Here is a 25264-nt window from a genome sequence, read left to right as displayed (position 1 = left end):
TCGCGGCATACCCGCCACCCGCTCCCGGCGCGGGCCTCGTCGGCGCCGCCCGGTCAAACTCCGTGCCGATAAGGCGTACTTCTCCGCCCACCACCTCTCCTGGCTGCGAGAACGGGGACTGGTCCCGCGCATCGCCCGGCCGGGAATCGAGTCCGGCGAACGACTCGGCCGGCACCGCTGGAAGATCGAGAGGTCGATCGCCTGGCTGTTCGGCTACCGACGTCTCACCGTCCGATACGAGCGAAAGGGCTCCCACTTCCTCGCCTTCCTCGGTCTGGCGGCCGCCCTGATCTGCTACAAGAAACTTGCGAAGCTCACCACATGAGGCTCACCACATGAGACACCCTCTAAGGTGGCGGGGTCGGGCCTTGACCAGTTCGACCCCGGCATCTAGGTTCTCGATAATATAGGTGCCGTCAGCACTGAAGCTCTTTCATCCTGAATAGTCGCAGGTCAGGGGTGTGTCGATGGCTCGGACGATGGTGCCGATATGCCGTGTTGAACATCGGGCTCGCCGTAACAGCCGCCAGGACTTCAGCTGTGCGAAAGCGCGTTCTCCCGGTGCCCGCAGCCGGGCATGGTCCCGGTTGAACTGCTGGTAGTGCTCGGGCTGTTCGCTGTGGTGGCCGTACCGGGTGTGGAAGGTGGCGCCGGCACCCTGGTAGGCCCCTCGGCGAGGACCAGGACCTGCCGGGTCAGGCAGGCTTGGACGATTCCGTGCGCGCGGGCGGAGGTCAGGTCGTGCGTGCGGCTCGGTTCCGCGCGCGGGAGAACCACAGCGGGGTGCCGTCCGGGCGACGACCTCGACATTCATGCCGTGCTGCTTGTGCTTCTGCGAGCAGTACGGCTCGTCCGCGGCGATACGGTCGGTGGGGATGAGCGTGCCGTCGACGATGACGAATTCTCCTTCGCTCAGTCCGACGAGGGCCTCGTGCAGGCCCGGCGCCCAGGAGGCCAGGACTTCGAGTGTCTCGTCGACGTAGCGCCAGGCCGTCGCCTCTGACACGCCGAACCCAGCACCGACTTGTGCGAACGTCTCGTTCTTCCGTAGCCGGGCCAGCGTGAGCAGGGCTTACTTGAAGCAGCTCAACTTCCGCCAGCGCGTGCCAAGTTCATGCCGTTAAGGCCAGATGGTGTCCCGCTGGTTACTGCAGCCGATCTTCGCACTCGCCTCGGCCTCCATCAGCTCCTGCAGCATCCGTCGGCCACCGAGCAGACCAGTTCGAGGCCGTCCGCTGAACGTAGTGACTCAAGCAGGCGGAGTCAGCCATGCTGGGCCAGGGCCATCGTGCACCTTCCTGGCTGAACACGGCGTTTACCAGGGAGAATTGCACGGTGGCCTGCCTCACGAGCAGGGAGCGGAGCCTACGCGCGCATGAGCCCCCGGGCGTACGCCCTGACAAAGATCGGCTGCACCAACCGGCGGGACACCATCCGAACGTCTCCACCGGGATCTCCGGCATCGCGAGCCGACGAGCGGACGCGTTGAACCTTCATCCCTTCGGAAATCTCCTGCCCATAGTGGAAAACCGTCGCCGACGGCGGCAGGCTGATGGGCCGGAACGCCTCGACCCGTCCGCTGTGCCACCCACGCTCCTCATCTCAGCGCAGCGTGATCATGTGATCGGTGAACACCTGACCGAACTTGGCGGCGGCAACCGTTTGGCGCTCCTCATCCGACAGCGGGTTCGGGTTTGGACTGATCCCGAAGTCGACTATGACTACTGCCCTCTTCCAGTATCTCGCGTGGACCGCTCCGCCCGACCCGATGATTTCCGGGCCGCGATCCCCGGCGTGGCTCTGACCGCCGAGGCACCCGGAATCGCGCTACCGACTTCCCTGCAGCAGGGCCGACTGCGCCTCCAGCTCGCGCGGTGACGGGAACTCGAACACCAGGCTTGCCGGCGGCCGCCAACCCGAAAGCGACTCGTAACACAACAACAGCTTGGGAATCATCAGAGAATGACCGCCCCCCTCAAAGAAATCGGTGTCATCGTCGACGTCAGTGGACTTGAGGACCTCGCGAAATGCCTGGAGCCAGTGCGAGTCAGAAGATTCTCCACCGTCGGGCCGGGGCGTGCTGAGAGCAGACATGAGACCTCCCGGGTGATGTGTGTCGGAGCGGTCGGAAACAACGCTCATGCTTGAAGGCTGAGGTTAGGTCACCGATTGGGGACGCACGTACTGCCACTGGGCAGGGTCGACTCAGAGTGCCGGACTCCCGATGGTGTCCCGCCAGGTGGTGCAGCCGATCAACGTGCAGGTCGAGATGGTGTCCCGCTGGTTGGTGCAGCCGATCTTGGTCAGGGCGTGTTGGTGGTGTTCGGTAGCGCGAGGGCGCTGTCGGGGAGCTCAGCGGGGTAAAGCTGGTCCATGCTTCCCTCGGGCAGGTAGCGGCGGGGGAAAGCGATCCATTCGTCGTGCAGTTCGAACAGGACGGCGGTGACCAGCCGCAGGAGTGCGTCGTCGTTGGGGAAGACCTGGACGACGTCGACACGGCACTTGACCTCGCGGCCGACCGCTCCAGTGGGTTGGTGGACTGAATCTTCTTCCAGTGACGTTCGGGGAAGACCGCGAACGCGGTCAGGTCCTCCTTGGCTTTCAGGAGCATTGCCTTGACCTTGGGGAACTGGCCACCGAGCCTGTCGGCGACGGTGTCGAGCTGGGCACGGACCGTCTCGCCGGTGGGCTGGGTGAAGATCGTGCGGATCGTCGCGGCGACCATCTCGGCTGACTCCTTGCTGATCACGCCGAAGACATACGCAGGAAGTGAACACGACAACGTTGGGAGGCGGCCCCGTGCATGACCGTCCGGATAGCCTTGACCAGTCCCGAATGATGGTCGCCGATCACCAGGCGGACCCCGCCCAGGCCGCGTACGAGCAGGTGACGCAGGAACTGGGTCCAGACCACCTCGGCCTCGCTGTCGCCGACCATCACCCCCGGCACCTCGCGGCCGCCGTCCTCGGTGATCCCGGTGGCGGTCACCACCGCCCGGGACACGATCTGGTGCTCGACCCTGGCCTTGCAGTAGGTCGCGTCCAGGTACATGTACGGGAAACGCGCGTGGTCCAGGGGCCGGTTGCGGAACGCGGTCAGCTGGACGTCCAGGTCGCCGCAGATCCGGGAGACCTCGCTCTTGGAGATCCCGGTGTCCGCGCCGAGGACCTTGACCAGGTCGTCGACCGACCAGGTGGACACTCCGTGGACATACGCCTCCATGATGACCGCGAACAGAGCCTGGTCGATCCAACGCTGCCGCTCCAGCAGGCTCGGGAACAAGCTGCCCGAGCGCAGCTTGGGGATGGCCAGGTCCAGGTCGCCGGCCTGGCTGGTCAGCGTCCGCTCCCGGTGGCCGCTGCGGTAGACGGTGCGGGTATAGGCGTGCTCGTTCCACTCGGCGCCGACCTTCGCACTCGCTTCGGCCTCGATCAGCTCCTGCAGCATCCGCTCGGCCACCGAGCGGACCAGTTCGAGGCCGTCCACTGAACGTAGACACCTCACGGCGCTAACGTGTCAAGCTGCGGCGGGGAGCGCGGTGGGGAAGGCCGTCTGTTCGTCGAACAGCTCGTGCTCTTGAAGGCACTGAAGAGCTGGCCGAGCATGCGGTTGAAGAGATTGCGCTGGGCGGCTGCGTGCCAGTCACATGGTCGTCTCGGCGGTGCCGGTAGTGATCCTTGGCCCCGGGTGAGGCGGTGATCGCGGAGAACGCCCAGAGGTAGCCGGCGTGGTTGAGGCGGTCATTCTTGATCCAGCGGCGGGTGATGCTCGACTTCTTCCCGGAGGCCCTGGTAAGGCTCGCGTGCTGCAAGAGATCACCGTGCGATGGGCTCGTACCACAAGTGTCAACGAACATGAGGAAGTTGAGGTCCAATGGATGGCGCCGGAGGTGCCGATCTACGTTTGGGCCTGACCGGCCGGTGACTCCAAAGGCATCCCTCCGACGCCAGGGGCAGCCGGACCGGCGTGCAGATCCTGGCGGCCTTGACAACGGATTAGTGACTCAAGCAGGCGGAGTCAGCCATGCTGGGCCAGGGCCATCGTGCACCTTCCTGGCTGAACGCGCCGTTTACCAGGGAGAATTGCACGGTGGCCTGCCTCACGAGCAGGGAGCGGAGCCTACGCGCGCATGAGCCCCCGGGCGTACGCCCTGACAAAGATCGGCTGCACCAACCAGCGGGACACCATCTCACAGACCCCGTCACCGTGACCCTTTCCGCCTAGGCGATGCAAGGGCTGGAAGCGCGGCATGTCGCCGTGGTGCCACCATCTCGCACGCGCTGGTCGCGGCGCTGGCCGAGGCGGTGAGCTCGGTCACGGGCGCAACCGACATGGTGATCGGCGTCCTGGTGGCCAATCACGGTCATCCGACCCTGGCCGATGCAGTCACCTGTTCGTTGGACGCCGTGAGCCTGCGACTACGTGGTTGCGGATAAGGGCTCGACGCGACGGTCACAGAGTGCCGCCAGGATCTGCCGCTGCCCGAGGTGACTCGCCTGCTTGGTGCGGGGGACGGTCGTGGCCGTCCCCCGCACGATCTGATCTTCGTCCTGCAGCAGGCCAGCGCCAGTGCTGAGCACAGGAGGTCTGCCAGTGCAGGTGCTCCAACCCACCAGCCGGAGATGGTGGCGGAGGCACGGCTCGAACCTGACGGCGGTGCAACGATGGCGCTCCTGCACGCGAACCGGCCCGGTTTCCAGGAGATGGCCGAACGGATCGCGGAGGCGCTCGCCGGGGTCGTCCGCGCGGCTACGGCTGGTTCGGCCGTTGAATAACCGTCAGTGGCAACTGCCGAAGCTCGGCCGCTGGTTCGGGACCGGACTCCTCGCCCGGCTCGAACTCACCTAGGACGAGCCCGAGCATTCGGTCGCTCTCAGTGAACAGCATCCCCTGCTCGCGCAGCCAGGCCAGCCGACGGTCGAGATCGTCCGGCCCGCCGGACCATCCCTTGAGCAGTTGGTCCCGGCGGACCGGCGACGTCAACCGACGCAACAGGTCGCGCGTCGCGGCGTCGACCCGGTGCGTGAACAGCGTGTCGAACCGGGAGTCGCGGACCGTCCAGCCATCCGGCCCGTCCTCGAGCAGCCGCAGTTCACGGGCGGCCGTCCGACCGCCGTGCCCCTGCCATGCCTCCCGCCATTGCGCCACCAGGTCCCGCAGGGCGTCGTGGTGCTCTGCCGAGTGGATCTGGTACGGGGCCAAGCTGTGGTCGGCGAAGAAGTAGGCCAGGTCCGCGAGGTCTTCGCCATTGAACGGGTAGATGAGCCCGTAGTAATCCATCGGATACAGGTCCAGGCCGAATTCCTCACGGCGGTTGAAATAGGGGCTGAACCGGTCGAAGCGCACCATGTACACGCCGTGCGGTGGTGGCAGGTGGCTGAGTAGCGGCAGGTCCTGCAGGTACTTCTCATACACCGAAGCAGGCTCGCCCGGGAAACCGATCAGCAGGTTCCAATCCGGCTCGATGCCGTACTCCACGCAATTCTTGAGGAATTGCAGGTTCTGGAAGACGGTGGTGCCCTTGCCCATCAGCTTCAGCGTCGAGGTGGCCAGGGCTTCGATGCCCGGCTGGACAATGTTGACGCCAGCCGTGGCCATGGTCGCCATGTCGCTACGACTCAGCGGCAGCTTGACCTCGTAGTAGATAGAAACGTCCGGAGGCGTGCTAAGCCGGGAAAGGACTTCCCGAGGGTAACTGCGCGGCAGGATGTTGTCCGTGCAGTAGAATGAGGAGCACTGGGACGCGAAGCCGAACAGCCAGTTAAACTGTTCCACGGCCTTCTCCGGATCCATGGAACGGTAGTTCATACTCTGCCCGTTGAGCCCGCAGAACGTGCAGTGCGAACGCTCTCCCCACCAGCAACCGCGGGATGTCTCGAAGAAAAGGGTCGGTCCGGCCGGCTTCGTCTCCGTGAGCCTCGGGTGCTCCGCCAGCGCGGCGAAGAAACTGTCGTAGTCCGGCAACAGAACGTCATTGATGTCGTGATCGGCGCCGATGGACTTACGGAAGCGCGGATCCCTGGAATTACGCTGGGACAGGATTCCCGGAATCTCATCGGCTTCGGCCAGCCGGTCGTCCACCCGGTATTTCATGAAGGCCACGAGCGTGTCGAGCGACGGACCGGAGAAGATGTAGTCGAGCGCAGGCACCCTCTCCGCGAGGACCGCGCCCATCGGCACCTCACAGTTCGCGCCACCCATGATGGTGACGATGTCGGGATTGCGTTCCTTGATCAGCTGCGCCATCGCGATGTTCGCCCCGTTCTGAGCGAACATCGAGGTGAACCCCACCACGTCGGCATCGGCTAGCCGGTGACGGTCGATTAGGTCGAGACACATTTCGCGCAGTCCCGCCCGCCGTTCGCGAATGAGATCGCGGAACTCGACCCACTCGTCGCCCCGATAGAACCGGCGGAAGTATTGGTCCGAATTGTCCGTGGTATCCGGGAAGGCGATCTCCCTGAACAGCCAGTCACCAATGCCAGTGTGCAAGTGCTGCAGCTTTTCCGTGATCGATTCATAGGCCGATCTACCAAGATATTCTGCGAAGTCCAGGTTCAAGTAGTTCACATCAACCGAGACATCGGAACCCAGTTCACGTCGTATGACGGTCGCGAGCTGGCCCAGTGCGAAAGAAGGGCGGTTCCAGGCAGCGAAGGGCATGTTCACCAGCGCTAAACGCAGCATCGAAGCTCCTTATGGTACAGCTGCAGATGGGGGCCTCAGTCGGCGCTGCCGCCGACAGGATCGGGCCAGTTCTTCGCCACGATCTCCGTGAGATCTGCGTAGGTTGTCGAACATGACACAGAAGGGCAATGCACCCCCGTGCGGTCGCGAATGGCGGCAACCAGCCGCACAGCCTTCAGGGAGTCTCCGCCGGCCGAAAGAAGTCAATGTTCGCGATGCTCCGGGGCGGATCCAAGCAGATCGCTCCAGGCGTGCGCCACGATATCGGCCGCTTTTTCGGATGATGACACCATGGATTGGACCACACTTTCCTGCGATGACACGCGGTAGGGGGCGAACGTACATTCTTCGACTTCTCGTCTCCTGGAACGGCGGTGCCGTCAAACGCCGTTCGCATCAGGTGACCGTCCTTCTAGCATCAAGGCCAGCACCTGTGCCCGGGCATCCCTGCTCCGGGGTAGTTCATGATGGTCTGGCTCCTCGATCGTTATCGGTTCGTCGAGAGCGCGAAGTTCTCAGCGGTCTGAAGCATCGTTTGGACCAGCTCGCCCGGAAAATAGCTTTGGTTGTAGCAGGCGACGATCTGTGGGGTTGACCCATCGAGTTGCCATCCGATCTGGATGGTCTTAGGCCAAGTCATCTGGCCTGGCACATACATGAAAACGGTCTCCGCCTTGATTCCGGTCAGCAGTGACTCCCCGAAAGAAGTCGTTCGCTGGTTGCCGAAGCTCACCTGCACCGCGGCTTCCCGGTCGATGTGCGCCAGGTTTTCGTTCCAGAGCTGTCCGACGGACCAGAGCGGAAGGCTATGTTCGAATACGTCGAGCGTATGACCGAATACTTCGCGAACCATCTCCTCCGGATGACGCGACCGTGTGGTCAGGTGCAGGGGGAGCTTCTGGACGAACAGGCCGGCGATGTCGGACGTGCCGGGCAGCACACGCCCGTGATAATTGGTGCTGACCCCCACGGTCGAGGCGCCGGTCGCCTCCTGCATACTCGCCAGCACCGCGGCGGCCACGGTCGCGAACAGAGTCGCCCGGCCCCGTCTGGCGAGGTCGAGGACTCTCGCCTTCGCGTCTGCTGGCAATTCGTGCTGCACCAAGGTGCTCCTGGGTTCGCCTTTCAGTTCGTAGTCGATCGGAAAGGCCGGAGGAAACATTCCGAACCGCTCGGTCTGGGCGTGCCAGAAGGCTCGACGTTTCTCACCCCAGGCGCCGGACAGTTCTCGGCGCTCGAGTACCGCGAAGTCGTGATACGCGTTCTGCTCGGCCTTCTGGTCAAGGCTCGGCCCTTGGGCGGCGCGCTCGTAGAGCTCGGCGAAATCCCTCATCATCCGGTCCCACGTCACGAAATCGACAATGATGTGGTCCAGTGCTATCGCGAAGAGGTGCCGGTGTTCATCGCGCTGGACGATCGCGATCCGCGACAACCCGAGGTCCGCGAGGTCGAAGGGGGGCTCGACCAACCGGCGTATCGTGTTGAGCGCTTCCGCGTCCGAGTCGGCGGTGTAGAACTCCAATTCACCCAACATGTCGTCGTATGTGCAGGCTTCGTCCGGCGAGAGGTAGGCCCGGCGTAGAACGTCGTTACGCAGGCAGACTCCCCGCCACGCCTCACGAACGGCGGCGATGTCCAGCTTGCCGGTGAGCCACACCACGCTATAGCAAATGTTGTGCCACCCCCCGAACTCGCCTGTCAATCGAGCCATCTCGGCGAGCGATGTCGGACCCCGCGTGATCTCAGCCCGGCCCACAGTCATTTTCTTCGCCCTCCATGAATCAGGTTGTCAGGATCGCCGTTCGGGAGAACTCGACAACACTTCGCTCAGCCGGCGGTGCCAGCGGGCACCCAGGTCCTGAACCGCGTAGCGGGCCTCCTTGTTCACCATCAGTTCGAGCCCGATCTCGTGCTTTCGGACCGTCGCGGCGGCGGTGAACGCCTGCATCGGCTGGTTGCGGCCGTCCCGTGGAGAGATCTCGATTGCCTCGATCCCGGCGACGTTCACGCTGCCCGCGGTCGCGGTCGCGTAGACGAGCATCCCCAAGGCCGAGCCGGAGAAGGCGGATCCGAGGCCGACAACCGAGGCAAAGGGCATATCCGCGTGATCGATCTCCAGATACCAGTCGCCGAGGAAGTCAGCCATCGCCCCGCGCGATCCGGTCCGGTCGAGCGAGATGACCGTGTTTAAGAAACACCCGGTGACGTCGGAGAATGCTGCGCTCCGGTGTCCCCAGGCGTAGGCGATGACGGTGGCCTCGGCCCCCGTGACATCGCGCAGGGCGCGGTGGATCGAGAAGAGGACATACGGGAAGTAGGAGCCACGGAAGGCGCTCGGGCGGGCGACGCCCGGGAGACCGATGACGGAAACGAGATCCGGGGTCGTCGGGGCGGTCCCCGGCGGAAGCTCGTCGTGGAAGTTCTTCAAACGGTCTGTCCAGAAGGCAATTCCGCGCCCGTCGCCGGTGGAGGCCTTCTCGAACTCGGCTCGGTCCCGGACAGCGGCTTCGAAGCGCTCCCCGAGCCCGTCCGCGGCCGGCTCCGGGGCAGCCAACTGCTGGACCATCGTGGCCTGCGACTCACCGTCGACCAGAGCGTGGTCGAAAATCATCAGCAGATAGTCGGCCTGGTGGGTGCGAACGAGACGTGCCGCCAGCGCGGCGCCGCCCAAAGCGTTCTCAAATTCATCGATGACCGTTAGGCGAAGCCGGGCGACGGCCGCTTCGTCCTCCGCTCGCACTTCAGCGAAGTCGTAGGTGGCCGAACATCGTTCCTGGTACGCCTCGCCTCGCGAAATACCCATGCGATAGGACAGGGTGGGATTTCGGAGCATGATCGACTGCAGGACCAGATTCAGATCGTCCGCCGACAACACGGCGGACGGCAGACGAAAAAGCCGGTCCGTGGCGACTCGCCGACCAGTGCGTTCCGTCATGAGCAGGAAGCCCAGTTGTGTGCTGAGCAACGGTAGCCTGCCCGCCATATCCACCCTTTCTGTCGCGACCCGACCCGCCTCAAGCAGTCGGGGTCACCATACTGAAGTAGGGGGAACCGCAGTCCTTACAGATCGCAGGAGCGGACCCGACCGGCTATCTGCTATCTATCAGGAACGATGGCGAGGCGCGGCCAACTTAGACTCGGGAGGTCGGTCAAGCACTGAGTGGTGCTCGTCCCACTGTATTGCCACGCGGATCGACGCAATACGCCATGAGCTGCTCGACGCGCCTCGGCTGATATCGGACGACGAAAAGCGAGCGAACGAAAACTGTTCCGACTTTGACGAAGGAAGCCGACCGTGTCCATCCATATGGTTCTGCATGACCTCGCTCAGGCGGATCCTACGCGTCCCGCGCTGATCCACGGTGATGAGAACATCAGTCGGGGGCAGCTCGATGCCTGGTCCGACGCGGTCGCCTGGTGGCTGGCCGCGGAGGGGGTGAGAGCCGGCAGCATCGTCCCCCTTCAGTTGGAGACGTCACCGGCACTGATCGCCGCGGCCATCGGTGTGCTGAAGCTCGGCGCCGCGTACGCGGTCATGGACCTGGAGTGGAACGCGCGGCGCCTTCGACGGATCGACGAGATTCTCGGCGGCGCCATCGCGGTCGCTGCCCCGGGCCGGTCCTGCGGCTGTTTCCGGCGGGAAATCGAGCTGCCCGGCTTGGACCCATTCGTCGGCCACACCGGGGAACCGGCCCGCGCCGCCGGCTCCGACGCCGCGACGCTCTTCTTCACGTCGGGCAGCACCGGCGAGCCGAAAGCCGTGCTCTCGACACACGACGCGACCCTGCGACTGTTCACCGGGGAGGGCATCCCGTTCATGGACGACGAGACGGTGATGCCACACCTGGGCTCCTCGACCTGGGACACGTTTCCGCTCGAGGTGTGGGGCCCGCTCCTGCGTGGCGGCGTATGTGTGCTCCGGCAGCAGCGGGCGATCGCGCCCGACGAGCTACGTCGTGAGATCTCGGATCACGGCATGAACACTGCCTTCTTCACCGCCTCGCTGTTCAACGTTCTGGTCGACGCGGACGTGTCCGCCTTCGAAGGCATGCGCCTCGTCATCTCCGGCGGCGAAGTGCTTTCCCCCCGGCACGTCGCGCGCTTCCTAGCCGCCCATCCGGACATCGCCTTCTTCAACGGCTACGGCCCAGCCGAGTCGACAGTCTTCGCCCTGATGCACCGCGTGGCACCCGGCGATACCCGCGACGCCATCCCGCTGGGCCGACCGATACCCCGCACCGGCGTGCACGTTCTGGACGGCGAGCGGGAGTGTGACCCCGACGAGATCGGGGAGTTGTGTATCTCCGGCGACGGGGTGTCTCCCGGATACCTCGGCGACGGGGCGTTGACGGCGGCCAAGTTCACTTCGGTGTTGGTAGGTGGCCGCCGTCTGCGGGTGTACCGCACCGGGGACTACGGCAGTAGGAACACCAGCGGCGTGTTCACGTTCACGGGGCGTCGCGACCGCGAGCTGAAGATCCATGGACACCGGATCGACGCGGGCCAGATCGAGCGGACGGCGTGCACTTTCGACGGCGTCGCGCAGTGCGCCGCGATCCCGTTGCTAGGCCTCTCCGGCCGGCCGGAGTCCCTGGCCCTCGCCGTGGTCCCGGCTGGTGATCACTTGGACGAGAAGAGCCTGAGGAGCGCGTTGGTGGCCGACCTGCCGCCGAACTGGGCTCCGAATGTGATCGTCCAGCTTGATGCGCTGCCGCTGACCAGCAACGGGAAGCTCGACATGGTCGCGCTGCACTCCGCCGTCGTGGAGTTGACCGCAGCCCGGGCGCAGGACGATCCCAGTGATCCGATCGAGGCGGCGTTCAGTCGGATCCTCGGCGGCGAACCGGTGGATCCCGACGCCTCGTTGTTCGACCTGGGCGGCACGTCGCTGAGCGCGATTCGTCTGTGCACAGCCCTGAGCGAGGTGACCGGTCTCAGCATTCCTGCATCGGTCGTGCGCGACCATCCGTCGCCCAACGCGATGCGGGACTGGATCACCAGACGGTCCGCGGCGATGAACGCCGTCGGGAGCAGGGCGGACGCGGCCGCGCCCGCCCCCCTGAACGGGATGCAGTCCGGATTCCTCCTGCAGCACCTCGATGGCGACGACACGCAGAACCACATCCTTTTCGCCTGGCACATCGTCGGCTCCCTCGACACCGAACGTCTCGTTGAGGCGCTGCGCGATGTCCACCGCCGTCACCGGTTCCTCCAGGGCCGTTACGTCTTCGAGGACCGGGCCACCTGGAATCCCACCGACCGCCCGGTCACGGTCGAGCACATCGAGGCACCGGACGAGGCAACCGCCCAGCGGCAGGTGCAGGCCGCGCTCGGCCGGGCCTTTTCCCTTTTCGACGGGGAGGTCTGGCGCGCGGTGCTCTGTCGGATCGAAGAACCCGGGCGATGGGTCCTTGGCGTGTCTGTTCACCACATCGCGTTCGATGGATGGTCCAAGCGGATCTTCGTGGAGGATCTGGCCGAGGCGTACCGCGCGCGGTGTGAGCGACGTGATGCCCGGTTCGCGCGTTCGGTCGCCGCGCCGTCGGAGATCTACGCGGAGACGCAGCGGATCCGGAGCCTGGCGGATCTCGCGGTGCAACGGGAGTACTGGGCGAAGGAACTGGCTGGCCTACCGGTGGGCCCGGTGCCGTGGGTCACGCCCACGGAGTGCACGGAGGCCGGCGTGGCGACGATCGATGTTCCCCTGTTGCCGGAACAGGCGGATTTCTTGGGCCAGCGCTCCATCGGAGGCGGCCTCCTTCCGCCACTCATCGCCGCGCTGGGCGAAACGCTGGCCGACGTCACCGGCGCCAAGGACCTCACCATCGGAATTCCGGTGTCCCAGCGCTCCACCCCGGCTCTGCAAGACACCATCACCTGCCTGATCGACACGATGTGCGTCCGGCTGCGGACCCGCGTCGCTCACGAGAGCACGGTTCTCGCCGCGCTACGCAACAATGACCTGTCTATCGCCGAGGTGGCCCGGTTCGCCGGGTCGGCGGGCCGGCAGCTCTATCAGGTCATCGGCGCGGTGCAGGACTCGCCGAGCGCTGAGTTCCAACTCGGCGGCTGCACGGTGCGCCCGATCGAGCTGCCGTGCCTTCGCCTCCACGTTCCGCTGCTGGTCGAACTGCTCGCGGACGATGGCATCGCGTCGACGGTGCGGGTCAGCTACGAGACCGCTTTGGTGACAGAGAGCACGGCCCGGAAGGTCAGCGCCGGTCTGGTCGCCCGGCTCACGGACGACCGCGACAGCGGTCGCGGAGGTGAGCGGCGGCAACTGGTAAAGCGCTTCACCGGGACGACATGAGCCTCGCCGCGAACGGCGGACTGGACAACGACGAACAAGAGGAGCCGCTGACCATGAAGACCGAATACCAGAACGTCTCGGACCGCACCGCCGCGCTCACCGAGATCTGGTGCGAAGTGCTTGAGGAGGAGGGCCTCGACGAGACGTCGAATCTCTTCGAGAACGGGGCCACCTCTCTGCACGTCCTCAAGATTGTCGGCCGGGTCTACGACGTCCTCGGTGCGGACATCCGGCCGCGCGAGGTCTTCACACACGCCTCGCCCCAGAGCCTGTCGGCATACATCGAGAGCTCCCAGGCCTGACGAGAATGGGGTCGAACATGAAGCCCTACCTGGTCTGTCACCCGTTCGCCGGAGGCGGCGCCAGTTTCTACCGGGCCTGGCAGAAGCAGTATCGCAAGCAGCCAGACAGCCTGGCGATCCTGCCACTCCAGCTCCCCGGCCGAGAGGAACTGTTCCTCGAAGAGCCGTTCCGCGACCTGTCCACGGCGGCCGACGCACTGGCGCCGCAGGTGACGAAGCGGACCGGTGGGAGTCCGGTGGTGCTCTTCGGGCACTGCATGGGCGCGATGCTCGCCTACGAGGTCGCTTGCCGCCTGCAGGACGTCCCCAACGTCGACCTGTGCCACTTGATCGTGAGCGGCTCACCGGGACCGTGGAGCGACCGGAGCCAGCTGGCCAGCGGCCTCGCGGACGATGAGTTCGTCGCCACTGTGCAGGAACTCACCGGCTACCAGCATGAGGCGCTGGCCAATCCCGACCTGCTCGACCTGCTTCTGCCGGCGCTGCGCGCCGATGTCGAGATGCACGCGAACTATCGGCCGGACTCGGTCGAACCTTTGCGCATCCCGATCACCGCGCTGCGGGGGAAGGACGACCACCTGGTCAGTGCGTCCCAGGCCGCCGGGTGGAGGAAGGCCACGGCAGGCGAGTTCCGTCTCCAGGAGTTCCCCGGCGGTCACATGTACCTGGTCGAGTCGCCTGAGCAGGTGATGACCACCGCGACGGCGGCCCTGGCCGAACCGGTCGTCTGACCCGGACCCGGCTCCGCCAGCCACGACGATCGTCGTCTCGCATGTCCACGAGTTCGGCCAGGAAGGCAGCATGTCGAGAGAGCAGGTGAAACACCCGCTGATGTGGCGGCTGGGCGATCCAGCCCGAGTCGGCGAAGTCGGCTGGGTTCCGATCGAGCTCTCCAGCCTGACCGCGCCAGATGACGCGTTGCTGGTGGGAGCGGTCAATCTGGTGTTGGCCCGATACAGAGCAGGCGAACCGGTCGATGAATCGGCCACCGTCGGCGAGTTCCTGGCCAGCTGCGAGGTTACCCAACCGCACGTGGTGATCGACGAGGTCGACGCGGGGGCGCGGCTCGCACCATCACTGCCAGCGGTGGTGCGGTTCAGTCGGGGCGACCTGGATTCAGTGATCGTGAAACAGTTCGCCGCGCACGTCTACCACTTCGCCAGACAGCTCGCTGAGCGGCCGGATCGTCCCCTCGTATCGGTGAAATCCGATGACGAGTCAGGAGATCCGGTCGATCCTCAATCTCGGGGCAAACCCGGCCCCAGGATCGGCCGCGGGCGGCGGGAAGTCGGTTCCGCGTCCGGACGAGCCGGCCGAGGGTCACTCTGCCGGAAAACACCATGAAGACGGGGTGAGGCGGGCATGAGGACCGGTCGGGGAGACGCCTCCTCCTGGATTTGCGGACATCACCAGCCGAGACATTCGGACTCGCCCCTGACTGCATCGCTTTGCAGTTTTTTCAAGGGAGGCATGAAATGACCGAGGCTCCAACGTCACCCCTCACCAGGTCGCGGCTCAACACCCCCGTTGGCCCACGTCGTGAAGACCAGAAATGGTGGAATGCGCAGCGCGGGTCGGCCATGAGATTCCAGCGTTACGAGCGGCTGGAGTCACGTCTCCCGCATCAATTGACGGACCGCACCTGGCCCTCAAAGTCACTGGTGAGGGCGCCGCTGTGGGCATCGGTGGACCTGCGTGACGGCAACCAGGCGCTCAGCAGCCCGATGGACATCGATCGAAAGAGCCGGATGTTCGACTTGTTGGTGCGCATGGGTTTCAAGGAGATCGAGGTCGGATATCCGTCGGCCAGCGATGCGGATTTCTCTTTCCTTCGAACCCTCATCGAGCAGGACCGGATTCCCGATGACGTGACCATATCCGTGTTCACGCCGGCCAAGCCGGAACTGATCGACCGGACCTTCGAGGGTATCGAGGGCGCGGACCGGGCCATGGTGCATCTTTGCAATGCGACCGCCTGTCTGTGGCGTGAGGTCGTCTTCGGAATGAGCCCGGAAGAGGTGCGACAGATGGCACTCCGATCGGCGGAACACATTGTCCGCCGCGCGGAGACCGTCAAAGGCACGCAGCTGCGTTTCGAGTACTCGCCCGAGACGTTCAACGTGACGGAGCCCGAGTTCGTGCTCCAGGTGTCGGACGCCATCACCTCGCTCTGGGACGCGAGTCCGGACCGCCCGGTGACGCTCAATCTGCCGACGACGGTGGAGACTGACTCGCCGAACGTCTTCGCCGACCAGATCGAGTGGATGCACCGCAATCTCGACCGACGCGACGCGGTCGTTCTCTCCGTGCACCCGCACAACGACCGGGGTACCGCGGTGGCCTCCGCCGAACTGGGCGTTATGGCAGGCGCCGACCGTATCGAGGGCACGTTGTTCGGCAACGGCGAGCGCACCGGCAACGTCTGCCTGGCCACGCTGGCGCTTAACCTCTTCAGCCAGGGCGTCGACCCGCAGTTGGACTTCTCCGACATCGACGAGATCCGACGTACCGTCGAGTTCGCCAACCAGCTGCCGGTGCCGGCGCGTCACCCGTACGTCGGCGACCTCGTGTACACCGCTTTCTCCGGCACGCATCAGGACGCCATAGCCAAGGGCTTGGCCGCGATCGAGCGCCAGGCCGCCGATGCGGGAGTTTCCCCTTCCACAGTGGCGTGGAACGTCCCGTACCTGCCCATCGACCCCAAGGACGTGGGCCGTTCCTACGAATCGGTCGTCCGTGTCAACAGCCAGTCCGGCAAGGGCGGCGTGGCCCACGTGCTTAAGAGCGCCTACGGGCTGGACCTGCCCCGCGGAATGCGGGTGGAACTGGGTCGGCGGGTGCAGCGGGTGGCCGACGGCGACGGGATCGAGCTCTCGTCCCGAGAGCTGCGGGCCATTTTCACGGAGATGTACCTCGAATTCGAGCGGCCCGCGCTGCTGCTCAAGGAGCTCAAGCTGACCCGTGAGGGGGACACCGTCGCCGTCAATGCCCTGATCGTCCACGGCGACGGCCGGGAGAAACGGTTGACCGGCCGCGGCGCCGACCCTGCCGCCGCATACGCGGACGCCCTCGCCGCCACCGGCTGCACGGTGGAGATCACCGAGGTCACGGGGCACACCGTCGACGACGGCCTCGGTACCCGGTACGCCGCCTACGCGCAGATCGCCGTCGACGGCATGACCTGGTACGGCGCCGGGATCGCCAGCGACGAGGAGAGCGCCCGGTTAGGTGCCGTCACCTCCGCCGTCAACCGCGCCCACGCCTGACCCCTCCCGCCCGCCCCGCACCCCTGTGAGTCGCGAGATGGACTTCACCTTCATCGCAAGCAAGAGGGATCCCGGTCGTGACTGCTTCGTGTACACGGCGCAGAGCGACCTCGACATGCTGAGCATCGAGAGCTTGCGTGGGCGAAGGCCCCGGGACCGGTTCGGCCTGAGCAGCGCAGCGCCGGCCCAGGACGCCTTGGCCGCGCACATGCTGGTCATGGTCGAGGGCGAACTAGTCGCTTGCGCGGAACTCGTCGCCTACTCGCCGCTGGGGCTGCCCCTGACCGAGTGGCCCGAGCTCCAGAGCGTCCTGCGGCACAGCCGTCGGCTGGTGCAGTGCCGTCGGCCCGTGGTGCGCCCCGAGTTCGCGGAGGCGCCCCTGGCGGAGCTGCCGTTCGGTGCCCTCGGCGGACTGTTCAAGGGCTCGCTGCAGTGGGCGGTGTCACACGACGTGGGCGATGTCGCCGTGGAACTCGCCGACCGGCGGGCAACGGATCGGCTGGCGGAGCACGGCTTCCTGCCGGTCGAAGGCTCGGGCACACCGGATGGGCCGCTCACGTACCGGCTGAACGTCAGTCGGCTCGCCGCCCGCGGCTTCCGAGCTGGCCACTCCTTCTACTGCTACCTGCTCGAGTACGACGAGAGCGTCCTGGTCAGCAACTCCGCAACCGCCGTCGCCTGATTGCTCACGGGTCCCCGCGGCCCGGAAACCCCCGACACTGGAGAGGAACGTATCTCATGCCCCTCATAGGCAAGCGCCTGGCGTTGCCGGAAAGCCTGCTCGTCCACCGGGCCTTCGAGGCCCACGCCCGGCGGCACCCCGACCGTACCGCCCTGACCTGTGGCGCCGAAGAGGTCGGCTTCGCCGAACTCAACGTGCGAGCCAACCGTTTCGCCCACCACCTCATCGCCCTCGGCGCGGGCCGCGGCTCCGTCATCGGCGTATGCCTGGACCGTACGCCCGACCTCCTGGTCGCGATTCTCGGAATCCTCAAATCCGGTGCCGCGTATGTGCCGTTGGACCCGACCTACCCAGCCGAGCGGCTTCAGCTCATGGTCTCGCAGCTAGAGGAGATCAAGCTCAATGTGGCCTCGGCAGAAACCAGCGCCCTGATGGGCGGGGCACCGGGCGAGCTCCTCCTCCTCGATCGGCTGGTCGGTGAGCTCGCCGCCCAGCCCGCCACTGATCCCGCAGTCGACCTCTCCAATGACGACCTGTGCTACGTCGTGTTCACCTCCGGCTCGACGGGCACGCCCAAGGCCACCGCCGTACGCCACGAGGGCTGGTACAACCTGCTCGAATGGCTGCGCGTCGAGTACGGGCTGGACGCCGCCGCGAGCGGGCTCACGGTCAGCTCCTTCGGGTTCGACATCAGCCAGCGCGGCCTGATGGCGCCGCTGTTCTGCGGCGCCGCCCTCCATCTGCTGCCCAGCCGCTACTTCGACGTGAGCATGGCCTATCGCCTGATCGAGACCCGCGGCGTTCGGCAGTTGCACTGCGCACCGAGCACCCTGTATCTGCTGATCGAGCACGAGCGGGCGCTGCGGACCGACGCGCTCACCCGCGTCGGCCACGTCTTCATCGGCGGGGAGCCGCTCAAGGTCGCCCGCGTCGAGGAGTGGGCTTCCCAGGAGGGCAACTCCTGCGTCTTGCTGCACCAGTACGGGGTGGCCGAGTGCACGGACGTGGCGACCTCCCACGTGCTCGCGGACTACGCCCGCTACCAGGCCGATGCGACGCCGGTGGGGCACCCCGTGTACAATACCGAGATTTGCCTGCTCGACGACGGGCTGAACGAGGTCGCGGACGGCGAGACCGGCGAGATCTGCGTCCTGGGCCTCAGCGTGAGCGCCGGCTACCTCAACGCCTCGCCTGCCGACACCCGGCGGTTCACCGAACTGCTCACCCATGACGGCCCGGTACGGATCTACCGGACGGGCGACCGCGGCTACGTCAACTCCGACGGGGAACTGGTCGTGGTCGGCAGGACCGACGCCCAGGTCAAGATCCGCGGTATGCGGATGGACCTCGGTGACGTCGAACACGGAGTCCGCTCCCACCCGCTCGTCGACGACGCGGTTGTCCTGGCCCTTCCGGACGCCTCGGGCGAACCGAGCCTGGTGGGTTTTGTGCTGCCTGCCGCTGGTGCGCTCGACACCCGGGCCCTGTACCGCGACCTGCTGAAAACCCTGCCCCGGAACATGGTCCCGCAGGAGTTCACCGTACTCGACGCCTTCCCGCTGAACCCGAACGGCAAGACCGACCGCCGGGCCTTGGCTGCCCTGCCGCGCGGCTGACCTTGCGCCCCCAGCGGGCGACTCCGGAAACAGCTCTTTCCCGCCCTGCCCATTGGGTCTGTACAGCCCATTGAACAAAGGAACAGCATCCGCATGAGCATCGACCAGCAGCGCGTCCAGATGGCGTGACCGTGGAAGGTGGCGTCGCCGAAGGAAAACAGGCCGCCATCCTCGGCGGTGCGCCAGTAGCCCTTGCCCGAGGGCGTGCCGGCCATCCCGACTACCGGCTTGTTCAGCGCCTTACCCCCCATCGACCCGTACGAAGCCGCGTCACCGAACGCAAACACCCCGCCATCGGCGACTGCCTGCCAGTACCCGCCAGAGGCGGCTGCCACTGCGACGACCGGGCTGTTGCTGACGGCGTCGGCCGCAGCCTGGGCTGACGCCAGAGCATCGGTTCCGAACAGCGGCACCAGCACAGCTGCGGCAGCCGCCATCGTGAGGGCAAGTCGCCGACCACGCGCACCATGACGGGTCGTGTCCCTTGTCGTGCAACGCCGTTGCGTTAGCCGTCAGGCCCGGCGTCAATGTCGCCGTCCTTGATGTTGAAGTGCAGCGTGAACCGCCTGCACGGTTCGCGGATGCTGGTCCCGCTGGAACTGGTACTTGCTGGATATCTTGCGGTAGCGGGCCTTCAGGCCTCGGCGGCGGCGTGTTCGAAGAAGTGCTCGCGGTAGCCGTCGTCGACCCAGACCTTGCACAGGGTGGGATGGTCGGTGGCGGCCTGCTCCAGGAGGGTGCGGCCGGCGGTGGAGTCCTGGACGCCGGCCGCTGTCGCCAGGACTGCGAGCAGCAGGCCGAGGGTGTCGGTGATGATGCTGCGCTTGCGGCCCACGATCTTCTTGCCCGCGTCGATGTCCTGGCTCCTGGCGGGGACACTGGTGGAGGTCTTCACACTCTGCGCGTCGATCACGTCGGTCGACGGGGCGACTGCGCGGCCTTCCTGCTGCCGCAGCAACTCCCGCAGCAGACCGCTGAGCTGGGCGAAGACACCGTCCTTCTGCCACCTGGCGAAGTAGCCGTAGGCACTCTGGTGCGGCGGGCAGCCGTGCGGGAGGTAGGCCCACTGGCAGCCTGTGCGGTCCACGTACAGGATCGCGTTCATGATCTCGCGCAGGTCGTGCCGTGGCGGCCGGCCGAAGTCCAGGGCCCGACCGCGGCGCTCGCGGCGCCAGGCGGCCAGCACCCGCTCGATCAACTTCCAGCGAGCGTCGGACAGGTCACTCGGAGACGCACGGCGGTCCGTCACGACCTGGGCATACCGCCGCCCGGGTGCGTGCGCCCAGGCGTGCATCCTGCCACGTTGAAGCCCGGGGCAGACCCGGGCGTCGTGGAATGAGACAGGCGGAAGTAGACCTCCACCCCAGCTGTCACACCACCAGCCTCACCAGGAAGAACCACCTCCCTCGTTGGATCTTCAAGGATGTGAGGGCGATCGGGAGCGGCCCGGAACCGAACTGCTGCAGCGCACGTCTCCCACACCATGATCTCAAGCGAGCGCCAAGAGCACGCGATTTCCACCAAGCTGGTCTCGCCGTCCGCCGTGAATATAGATTCGTCGAAGACCAACGACTACAACAGGTTCGCCGAGGCGTACACGGCCGCAAACGAAACCAACCTGGTCAATGCCTACTACGAGCGGCCCGCGATGCTGGCCCTCGCTGGAGACGTGGCCGGCCGGCGGATCCTCGACGCGGGCTGCGGCTCGGGGGCCCTGTTTGCCGCGCTGCGCGACCGTGGCGCCATTGTGAGTGGCTTCGACACGAGTGCCGGGATGCTGGAGCTGGCCCGGCAGCGGCTCGGCGACGGTGCGGACCTGCAGGTGGCGGACCTGGGCAGCCCGCTTCCTTACGCTGATGACACGTTCGACGATGTGGCGGCGTCCCTGGTGCTGCACTACCTGGAGGACTGGGGGCCGGCGCTGGCCGAGCTGCGACGCGTACTCAGGCCCGGCGGTCGTCTGATCGCGTCTGTCGACCATCCCTTTGCCGTCAACCTCATCCACCGCGAGGCCGGTCGCGAGGCCGAGTGCGACTACTTCGACACCACCAAATGGACCGTAGAGTGGACCGCGGGCGGCCAGACAGCCCTGGTGAGCAGATGGCACAGGCCGCTGCACGCGATGATCGAGGCTTTCATCGGGGCCGGTTTCCGGATCACGGTCATCAGCGAGCCGGATCCTGATCCCGCCGCCCGCCAGCTGTTCCCCGAGGCCATCGCGGCCATGCCGCGCTTCCTGTGCTTCCTGTTCTTCGTCTTGCAGGCGGACTAGTACTCCGGTCGCGGTTCGCTATCCCTGCTGGTCAGAGGCGTTTAGCTGAGTCTACTCAACTGATGGTGTGACAGCGGCGGGCTATGGCTTGGTGGCGGGCGTCGCCACCGTGACCAGTTCAGCGCATGGCGGCTGCGCCGAAGGGGCGCGAGGGCCTGGCGGGCAGCTGCCAGGAGTCGCCGGATGGTTTTGTTCACGAGTTCCGGCTCTGGTCCACTTGGTGCGTGCCGCCGATCGGCCGCGATCCCGCGATGGACAACTCCGGCATCGCATGGGCCCCGGGCGATCAACGCCCGGCGCCCGTGCGCACCTCTGCCGTGTACCCGTCAGGAGACCGGGTAGAACGCGCTGATCTCGGAGACGACCTGCTCGGGGCGCTCATCCGTGAGCCAGTGTCCGGCCCCTGCCAACTGCGTACCGGTGGCGGCGGGGGCGGCGTCTCGAAAAGCACGCAGTTCCAAGGCGCCGAGCCCGTCGGCGCTCACTACGCGCACCGGGATGGTCAGCGGGGTCTTCATCATCTCCGCGTTGTCCTTCTCGTCCTGCGGCCAAGCGCGGTAGAACTCGAAGCCGTTGTGCAGAACCTGCGGTCGTGAGTAGACCCGGACGTACTCGGCGACATCAGCGGCGGGCACCGGCTGGGGCACATGCGACTGCGACGGGTAGAAGGCCTTCAGGTAGGTGCCGACCCGCCTGGTGACCAACTGCTCGGCGAGCGGCTCCTGCTGATGGAACGAGAAGTGGAACGAGAGCGGGGCGATGTCGGTGGCGTACTTCAGGCTCTTGCCGGTCAGGCCGAAGTCCACATTGAACCAGCCGGCGACCTGTTCGGGGTACTGGCCGGCCAGGGCGTAGCCGACACCGGACCCGAGATCATGGCTGACGTTCTGCACGTCGCGCGGCATGTCCAGGCGGTTAAGAAGCAGGTGGACGTAGTTCGCCAGGACCTTCTTCTCCATCGAGGGCGGGTTACCGGTCGAGTCGCCCATTCCCGGCAGGTCGACCGCGACGACGGTACGCCCCGGAAGCAGCTTCGGCATGATGCCGTGGAACTCGTACCAGCTCTCCGGCCAACCGTGCAGCAGCACCATCGGCTTCGGTCCGTGACCGCCGATGACGTAGTGCATTTGAACGCCGTTGATGGTGGTGAAGCAATGCCGGAAATTCTTGTTGAACGCGGCGTCGTTCCGAGTCGCAGCGTCGCAGTCGTGGCTGAGCGGGCGTTCCGGTGCCACGCAGGCCGGCGCGTTGGAATGCGTCGACCCGGAAGCCGACTTCGATGTCGTCGCGGAGGCGCCGATCATTTTGCTGACCAGGGTGCCGACAGCCAGCACGGCGGCACCAACGATGAGGCCGAGCCGTCGGTACCGGGATGATCTCCGGTGGGCGGTGGGCGCATTCATTATTCGAATTTTTCCCGTTCATCATCGATCGCGACGATCCAATGGAGCAGATAATTCTTAGTCGGCCTGGATTGCACCGAGGGCTTTCCGGCAAAATCGGAAACAGTCCGGGCCTCAATCAACCCACCCACGAGATCAGCAGTACAGTTCGGAATCCCCACCGGAAACCGTGCCGCATAGCGGCACAGTAACCGGTAGAGAAGGCCAGAATCCTCGCCCCTTTAGCCTCGATCTTTCGTGAGGGTCCGTCGACGGAGTCGGCGGGCCTTTTCGGTTTCCGGGGCGGGTGGTGAGCAGGCCGGTGGCCCGGCTGTCGCGTCGGGTGGGCGCCGGTTCCACTGCCCGGGGTCGCGTGGTGCTGTCGTTGGGACGGGAAGTCTGCTGGTCAGCCCGGGTTGGGCAGGAGCGCGAGTCGTTCGAGGGCGCCTGTGATCTCACCTGTCCAGGGCCAGTGCTTGGTGAGGCGGAGGATCCTGCGCCGGCCGGTGGTGACGAGGTGGGCAGCCGCGGAGAACAGGCGGAGTCGCAGGCGGCGGGGTTCCCAGAGTCGGGCCTTGCTGGTCAGGGCGAGCATGGGCATCCAGGCCAGCAGGTCGAGAGCGATCTGGACGATCTCCAGCCAGACCTTGTTCTGCGCGGTGTGGTGGAGGGGCAGGTTGCGTAGGCCGGTGGCCCGGGTGGCCCGGATCCGGTCCTCGGCCCGGGCCCGCAGCCGGTGCCGGAGTCCAAGCTCGGCGATCGGCCGGTCAGGGGTATTGGTCGCGAAGCACGTGATCCGCATGCCGTCGGCGTCCGTGATCCTCAACTGGGCCCCGGGATGGGGCCGTTCTTTGCGGATGATCAGTCGCATGCCCTTGGGCCAGCCGTGAAGGAGCTTGCCGGTGAGCTCGGCGACCCAGGCCCCGTCACGGGCCTCACCGTTGGTCTCGCCGGCCGGCGTCCAGGCTGATGCGGGGACCTTCAGCACGTGCTCGTGGATCGCTTCGGTGACCGTCATGCCGACCGAGTAGGACAGCCACCGGCCTCGCTTCGCGAGCCAGGACACGAAGTCGTGGGTGCCTCTGGCGGAGTCGGTGCGGATCAGGGTCTGCCGCCCTCGCCGGTAGTGCTTCGGCAGCTGGGCCAGGGCCAGTTGGGCGGTGGTGATGTGGTCGGCTGCCGTGTTAGAGCCCGCGTTCCCCGGCCTGAGGAGAGCGGCGACCGGCTCTCCGGTTCCGCCCGGGCCGTGGTCGACGAAGGCCGTCAGCGGGTGATGGCCGTACGTCTTCTTCCAGGTCGCGGCCGCGTCCTCCTTGTCGGAGTGCGCGATCACGAGGACGCCGTCGAGATCGACCGTGACCTGTCCATCGGCGTCCGGGGCGTTCTGGTCGGCCAACAACCAGACCCGGCTGCGGACTTCGGACCGTGCGGACCGGATGGCCTGCAGGGCTTTCTCACCGGAGGCGGCGAGGGACTCGATCAGACGGGAGACGTCGGGTCGGAAGCGACCAGGCCGAAGACAGCCGGCTCACACCGCAGCATCGCAACGTCCGCGAGGCAGTCCCCGCCCAGCACGACCGCCAGAGCAAGGTCCAGAAGGACCTTGCCCGGGTCGTGGACGGTCCGCGGCTTGCGCCAGGACGCCAGTTGCGCGGTTATCGCCTGGTCAAGGCCGATCTTGCGGACCGTCTCCAGCAGTAGGACCGCACCGGCCTGTGAGACCACCTGCCGACCGTCTCCCTGGACACGGACACGGGGGTACGACGAGATAGGCTCTCTCACCTGGAAAGTGCTCTTTTCCTTGCAGCCAACAGGACCCTCAGCAAGTCCTATCGTTGCAGGTCAAGGGCACTTTCCGTGTTTCTGATCAACTCCTGGACAGCTCACCTCGTGTAGGGTCGGGGGCTGGCGCGGTTGCGGAGTACGTCCGCCCCGTTTCCAGCCCCCGCCACATCGAACCGTGCGTGCGGTTCTCCCGCACACGGCTCACCGACGCCGTTCACCACCGGCATTCGGCCTGCCCCGCCAGTCCCGAAAGGGTCTGGGTGCAACAACAGTTCCGTGCAGGGCGATCAGTCCCAGGGAGTCCTGGGCGGCGAAGGCAACCACCGCCCAGCCGAACTTCCTGGTGCGCCGGTGCTTCTTGGCGAGGAACCCGCCGATCCGCATCCGCGCGTACGAGCCGATCTGGTCAAAGACATGAGCCGAGTTCCCGAACCGGAAATACGCAGCCCATCCGCGCAGGAACGCGTTCACGTCCTCCACGATCACCTTGACCGGCCTGAGCAGCCTGCGTCGGTCCGTGAGTTCACGGATCCGGTCGCGGGCATGCTGCATCGCCCTTGCCGAGGGCCAGCGGGCGAGAAAGGCAACCGGACGCCGGTTGCCGCGCGGCCGGGACGCCACCCACCGATGGTGGAAGCCGAGGAAGTCGAACCCCTCGCCATCCACCCGCAGGTGCACAATCCTGGTCTTGGCCGCCTTCGGCTCCAGGCCGAGTTCTGCCAGCAGGCCCTTCAGCCGCTCCAGGGCGGCTTCGGCCTGCACGCGGCTGGCGCACATCACCACCACATCGTCGGCATAACGCACCAGCACCCCGTGATCCCGTGTCGCCCACAACCGGTCCAGCCGGTGCAGATAGACATTGGCCAGCAGCGGGGAGATGACCCCGCCCTGGGGAGTGCCGGACACCGGCCGACGGACCTGCCCGTCCTCCATGACCCCTGCCCGCAACATCGCGCGCAGGA

At 66.1% G+C, this 25264-nt stretch carries 15 protein-coding genes and 6 pseudogenes; 9 read left to right on the top strand and 12 right to left on the bottom strand.

All coding sequences use genetic code 11. The features are described 5' to 3' along the window. Positions 1–325, top strand: a 325-nt coding sequence (locus H293_RS61105) for an IS5 family transposase (RefSeq protein ID WP_020124652.1), incomplete at its 5' end; no start/stop codon positions are given. 108 nt (positions 326–433) lie between these two features. Here H293_RS61105 and H293_RS53480 read toward each other — a convergent pair. The 8 genes and pseudogenes from H293_RS53480 to H293_RS0146695 all read right to left on the bottom strand — a co-directional run. Then, positions 434–1120: pseudogene (locus tag H293_RS53480) on the bottom strand (transposase family protein); the annotation flags it as partial. A 707-nt stretch (positions 1121–1827) separates the two neighbouring features. Then, positions 1828–2142, bottom strand: coding sequence for a phosphopantetheine-binding protein (locus tag H293_RS56520; protein ID WP_078612919.1), 315 nt, complete (start codon positions 2140–2142; stop codon positions 1828–1830). 161 nt (positions 2143–2303) lie between these two features. Continuing rightward, positions 2304–3504 (bottom strand): annotated as a pseudogene (locus tag H293_RS53475) (IS256 family transposase). A gap of 12 nt (positions 3505–3516) precedes the next feature. After that, a pseudogene (locus tag H293_RS61100) lies at positions 3517–3802 on the bottom strand (IS110 family transposase); the annotation flags it as partial. Between the two features lie 947 nt (positions 3803–4749). After that, the gene (locus tag H293_RS0146705; protein ID WP_020124645.1) at positions 4750–6687 is read right to left on the bottom strand and encodes a RiPP maturation radical SAM C-methyltransferase; all 1938 of its coding nucleotides are present in this window, start codon (positions 6685–6687) and stop codon (positions 4750–4752) included. Positions 6688–6722: 35 nt separating this feature from the next. Continuing rightward, a pseudogene (locus H293_RS61880) lies at positions 6723–6875 on the bottom strand (hypothetical protein); the annotation flags it as partial. 299 nt (positions 6876–7174) lie between these two features. Next, a complete protein-coding gene (locus H293_RS51975) occupies positions 7175–8347 on the bottom strand; it encodes a condensation domain-containing protein (protein WP_259294726.1) in 1173 nt (390 codons plus the stop codon). A gap of 129 nt (positions 8348–8476) precedes the next feature. Then, positions 8477–9652 carry a condensation domain-containing protein gene (locus tag H293_RS0146695; RefSeq protein ID WP_158694576.1) on the bottom strand — a complete coding sequence of 392 codons (1176 nt, stop codon included), beginning with the start codon at positions 9650–9652 and terminating at the stop codon, positions 8477–8479. Between the two features lie 342 nt (positions 9653–9994). On the opposite strand from H293_RS0146695, the gene H293_RS0146690 reads away from it, so the two are divergent. From H293_RS0146690 to H293_RS0146665, 7 genes are all read left to right on the top strand, one after another. Next, positions 9995–12997, top strand: coding sequence for an AMP-binding protein (locus H293_RS0146690; RefSeq protein ID WP_020124642.1), 3003 nt, complete (start codon positions 9995–9997; stop codon positions 12995–12997). Next, positions 12994–13299, top strand: coding sequence for a phosphopantetheine-binding protein (locus H293_RS0146685; protein WP_020124641.1), 306 nt, complete (start codon positions 12994–12996; stop codon positions 13297–13299). Before H293_RS0146690 ends, H293_RS0146685 begins: the two co-directional genes overlap by 4 nt. A gap of 17 nt (positions 13300–13316) precedes the next feature. Then, positions 13317–14030, top strand: a complete 714-nt coding sequence (locus H293_RS0146680) for a thioesterase II family protein (protein WP_020124640.1) — start codon at positions 13317–13319, stop codon at positions 14028–14030. Positions 14031–14100: 70 nt separating this feature from the next. Further along, positions 14101–14643 carry a hypothetical protein gene (locus H293_RS58890; RefSeq protein WP_158694574.1) on the top strand — a complete coding sequence of 181 codons (543 nt, stop codon included), beginning with the start codon at positions 14101–14103 and terminating at the stop codon, positions 14641–14643. A 131-nt stretch (positions 14644–14774) separates the two neighbouring features. Then, a complete protein-coding gene (locus H293_RS0146675; protein ID WP_028808820.1) occupies positions 14775–16565 on the top strand; it encodes a 2-isopropylmalate synthase in 1791 nt (596 codons plus the stop codon). A 37-nt stretch (positions 16566–16602) separates the two neighbouring features. Further along, positions 16603–17247 (top strand): hypothetical protein, encoded by a 645-nt coding sequence (locus H293_RS0146670; RefSeq protein WP_020124638.1) that lies wholly within the window; start codon positions 16603–16605, stop codon positions 17245–17247. Positions 17248–17303: 56 nt separating this feature from the next. Beyond that, complete coding sequence (locus tag H293_RS0146665; protein WP_020124637.1) at positions 17304–18863, top strand: amino acid adenylation domain-containing protein; 1560 nt, start codon at positions 17304–17306, stop codon at positions 18861–18863. A 646-nt stretch (positions 18864–19509) separates the two neighbouring features. On the opposite strand, the pseudogene H293_RS51970 reads toward H293_RS0146665, so the two are convergent. Then, positions 19510–20112, bottom strand: a pseudogene (locus tag H293_RS51970) (IS5 family transposase); the annotation flags it as partial. A 234-nt stretch (positions 20113–20346) separates the two neighbouring features. Between H293_RS51970 and H293_RS0146655 the strand changes: the two are divergent. After that, complete coding sequence (locus tag H293_RS0146655; RefSeq protein WP_020124635.1) at positions 20347–21135, top strand: class I SAM-dependent methyltransferase; 789 nt, start codon at positions 20347–20349, stop codon at positions 21133–21135. A gap of 326 nt (positions 21136–21461) precedes the next feature. Here the strand turns inward: H293_RS0146655 and H293_RS0146650 are convergent, their stop codons facing one another. The 3 genes and pseudogenes from H293_RS0146650 to H293_RS56510 all read right to left on the bottom strand — a co-directional run. Continuing rightward, on the bottom strand, positions 21462–22469 hold the full coding sequence (locus H293_RS0146650) for an alpha/beta fold hydrolase (RefSeq protein WP_020124634.1): 1008 nt from the start codon (positions 22467–22469) through the stop codon (positions 21462–21464). Positions 22470–22923: 454 nt separating this feature from the next. Continuing rightward, a pseudogene (locus H293_RS53470) lies at positions 22924–24299 on the bottom strand (IS1380 family transposase). Positions 24300–24503: 204 nt separating this feature from the next. Beyond that, the coding region (locus H293_RS56510) for a reverse transcriptase domain-containing protein (protein WP_020124633.1) at positions 24504–25264 on the bottom strand (761 nt) is incomplete at its 5' end.

Origin of the sequence: Streptomyces canus 299MFChir4.1, assembly GCF_000383615.1 — a bacterium.
Taxonomy (GTDB): domain Bacteria; phylum Actinomycetota; class Actinomycetes; order Streptomycetales; family Streptomycetaceae; genus Streptomyces; species Streptomyces canus_C.
Note: the sequence above shows the minus strand (reverse complement) of the source record. Positions and strands in the feature narration are given on the sequence as shown.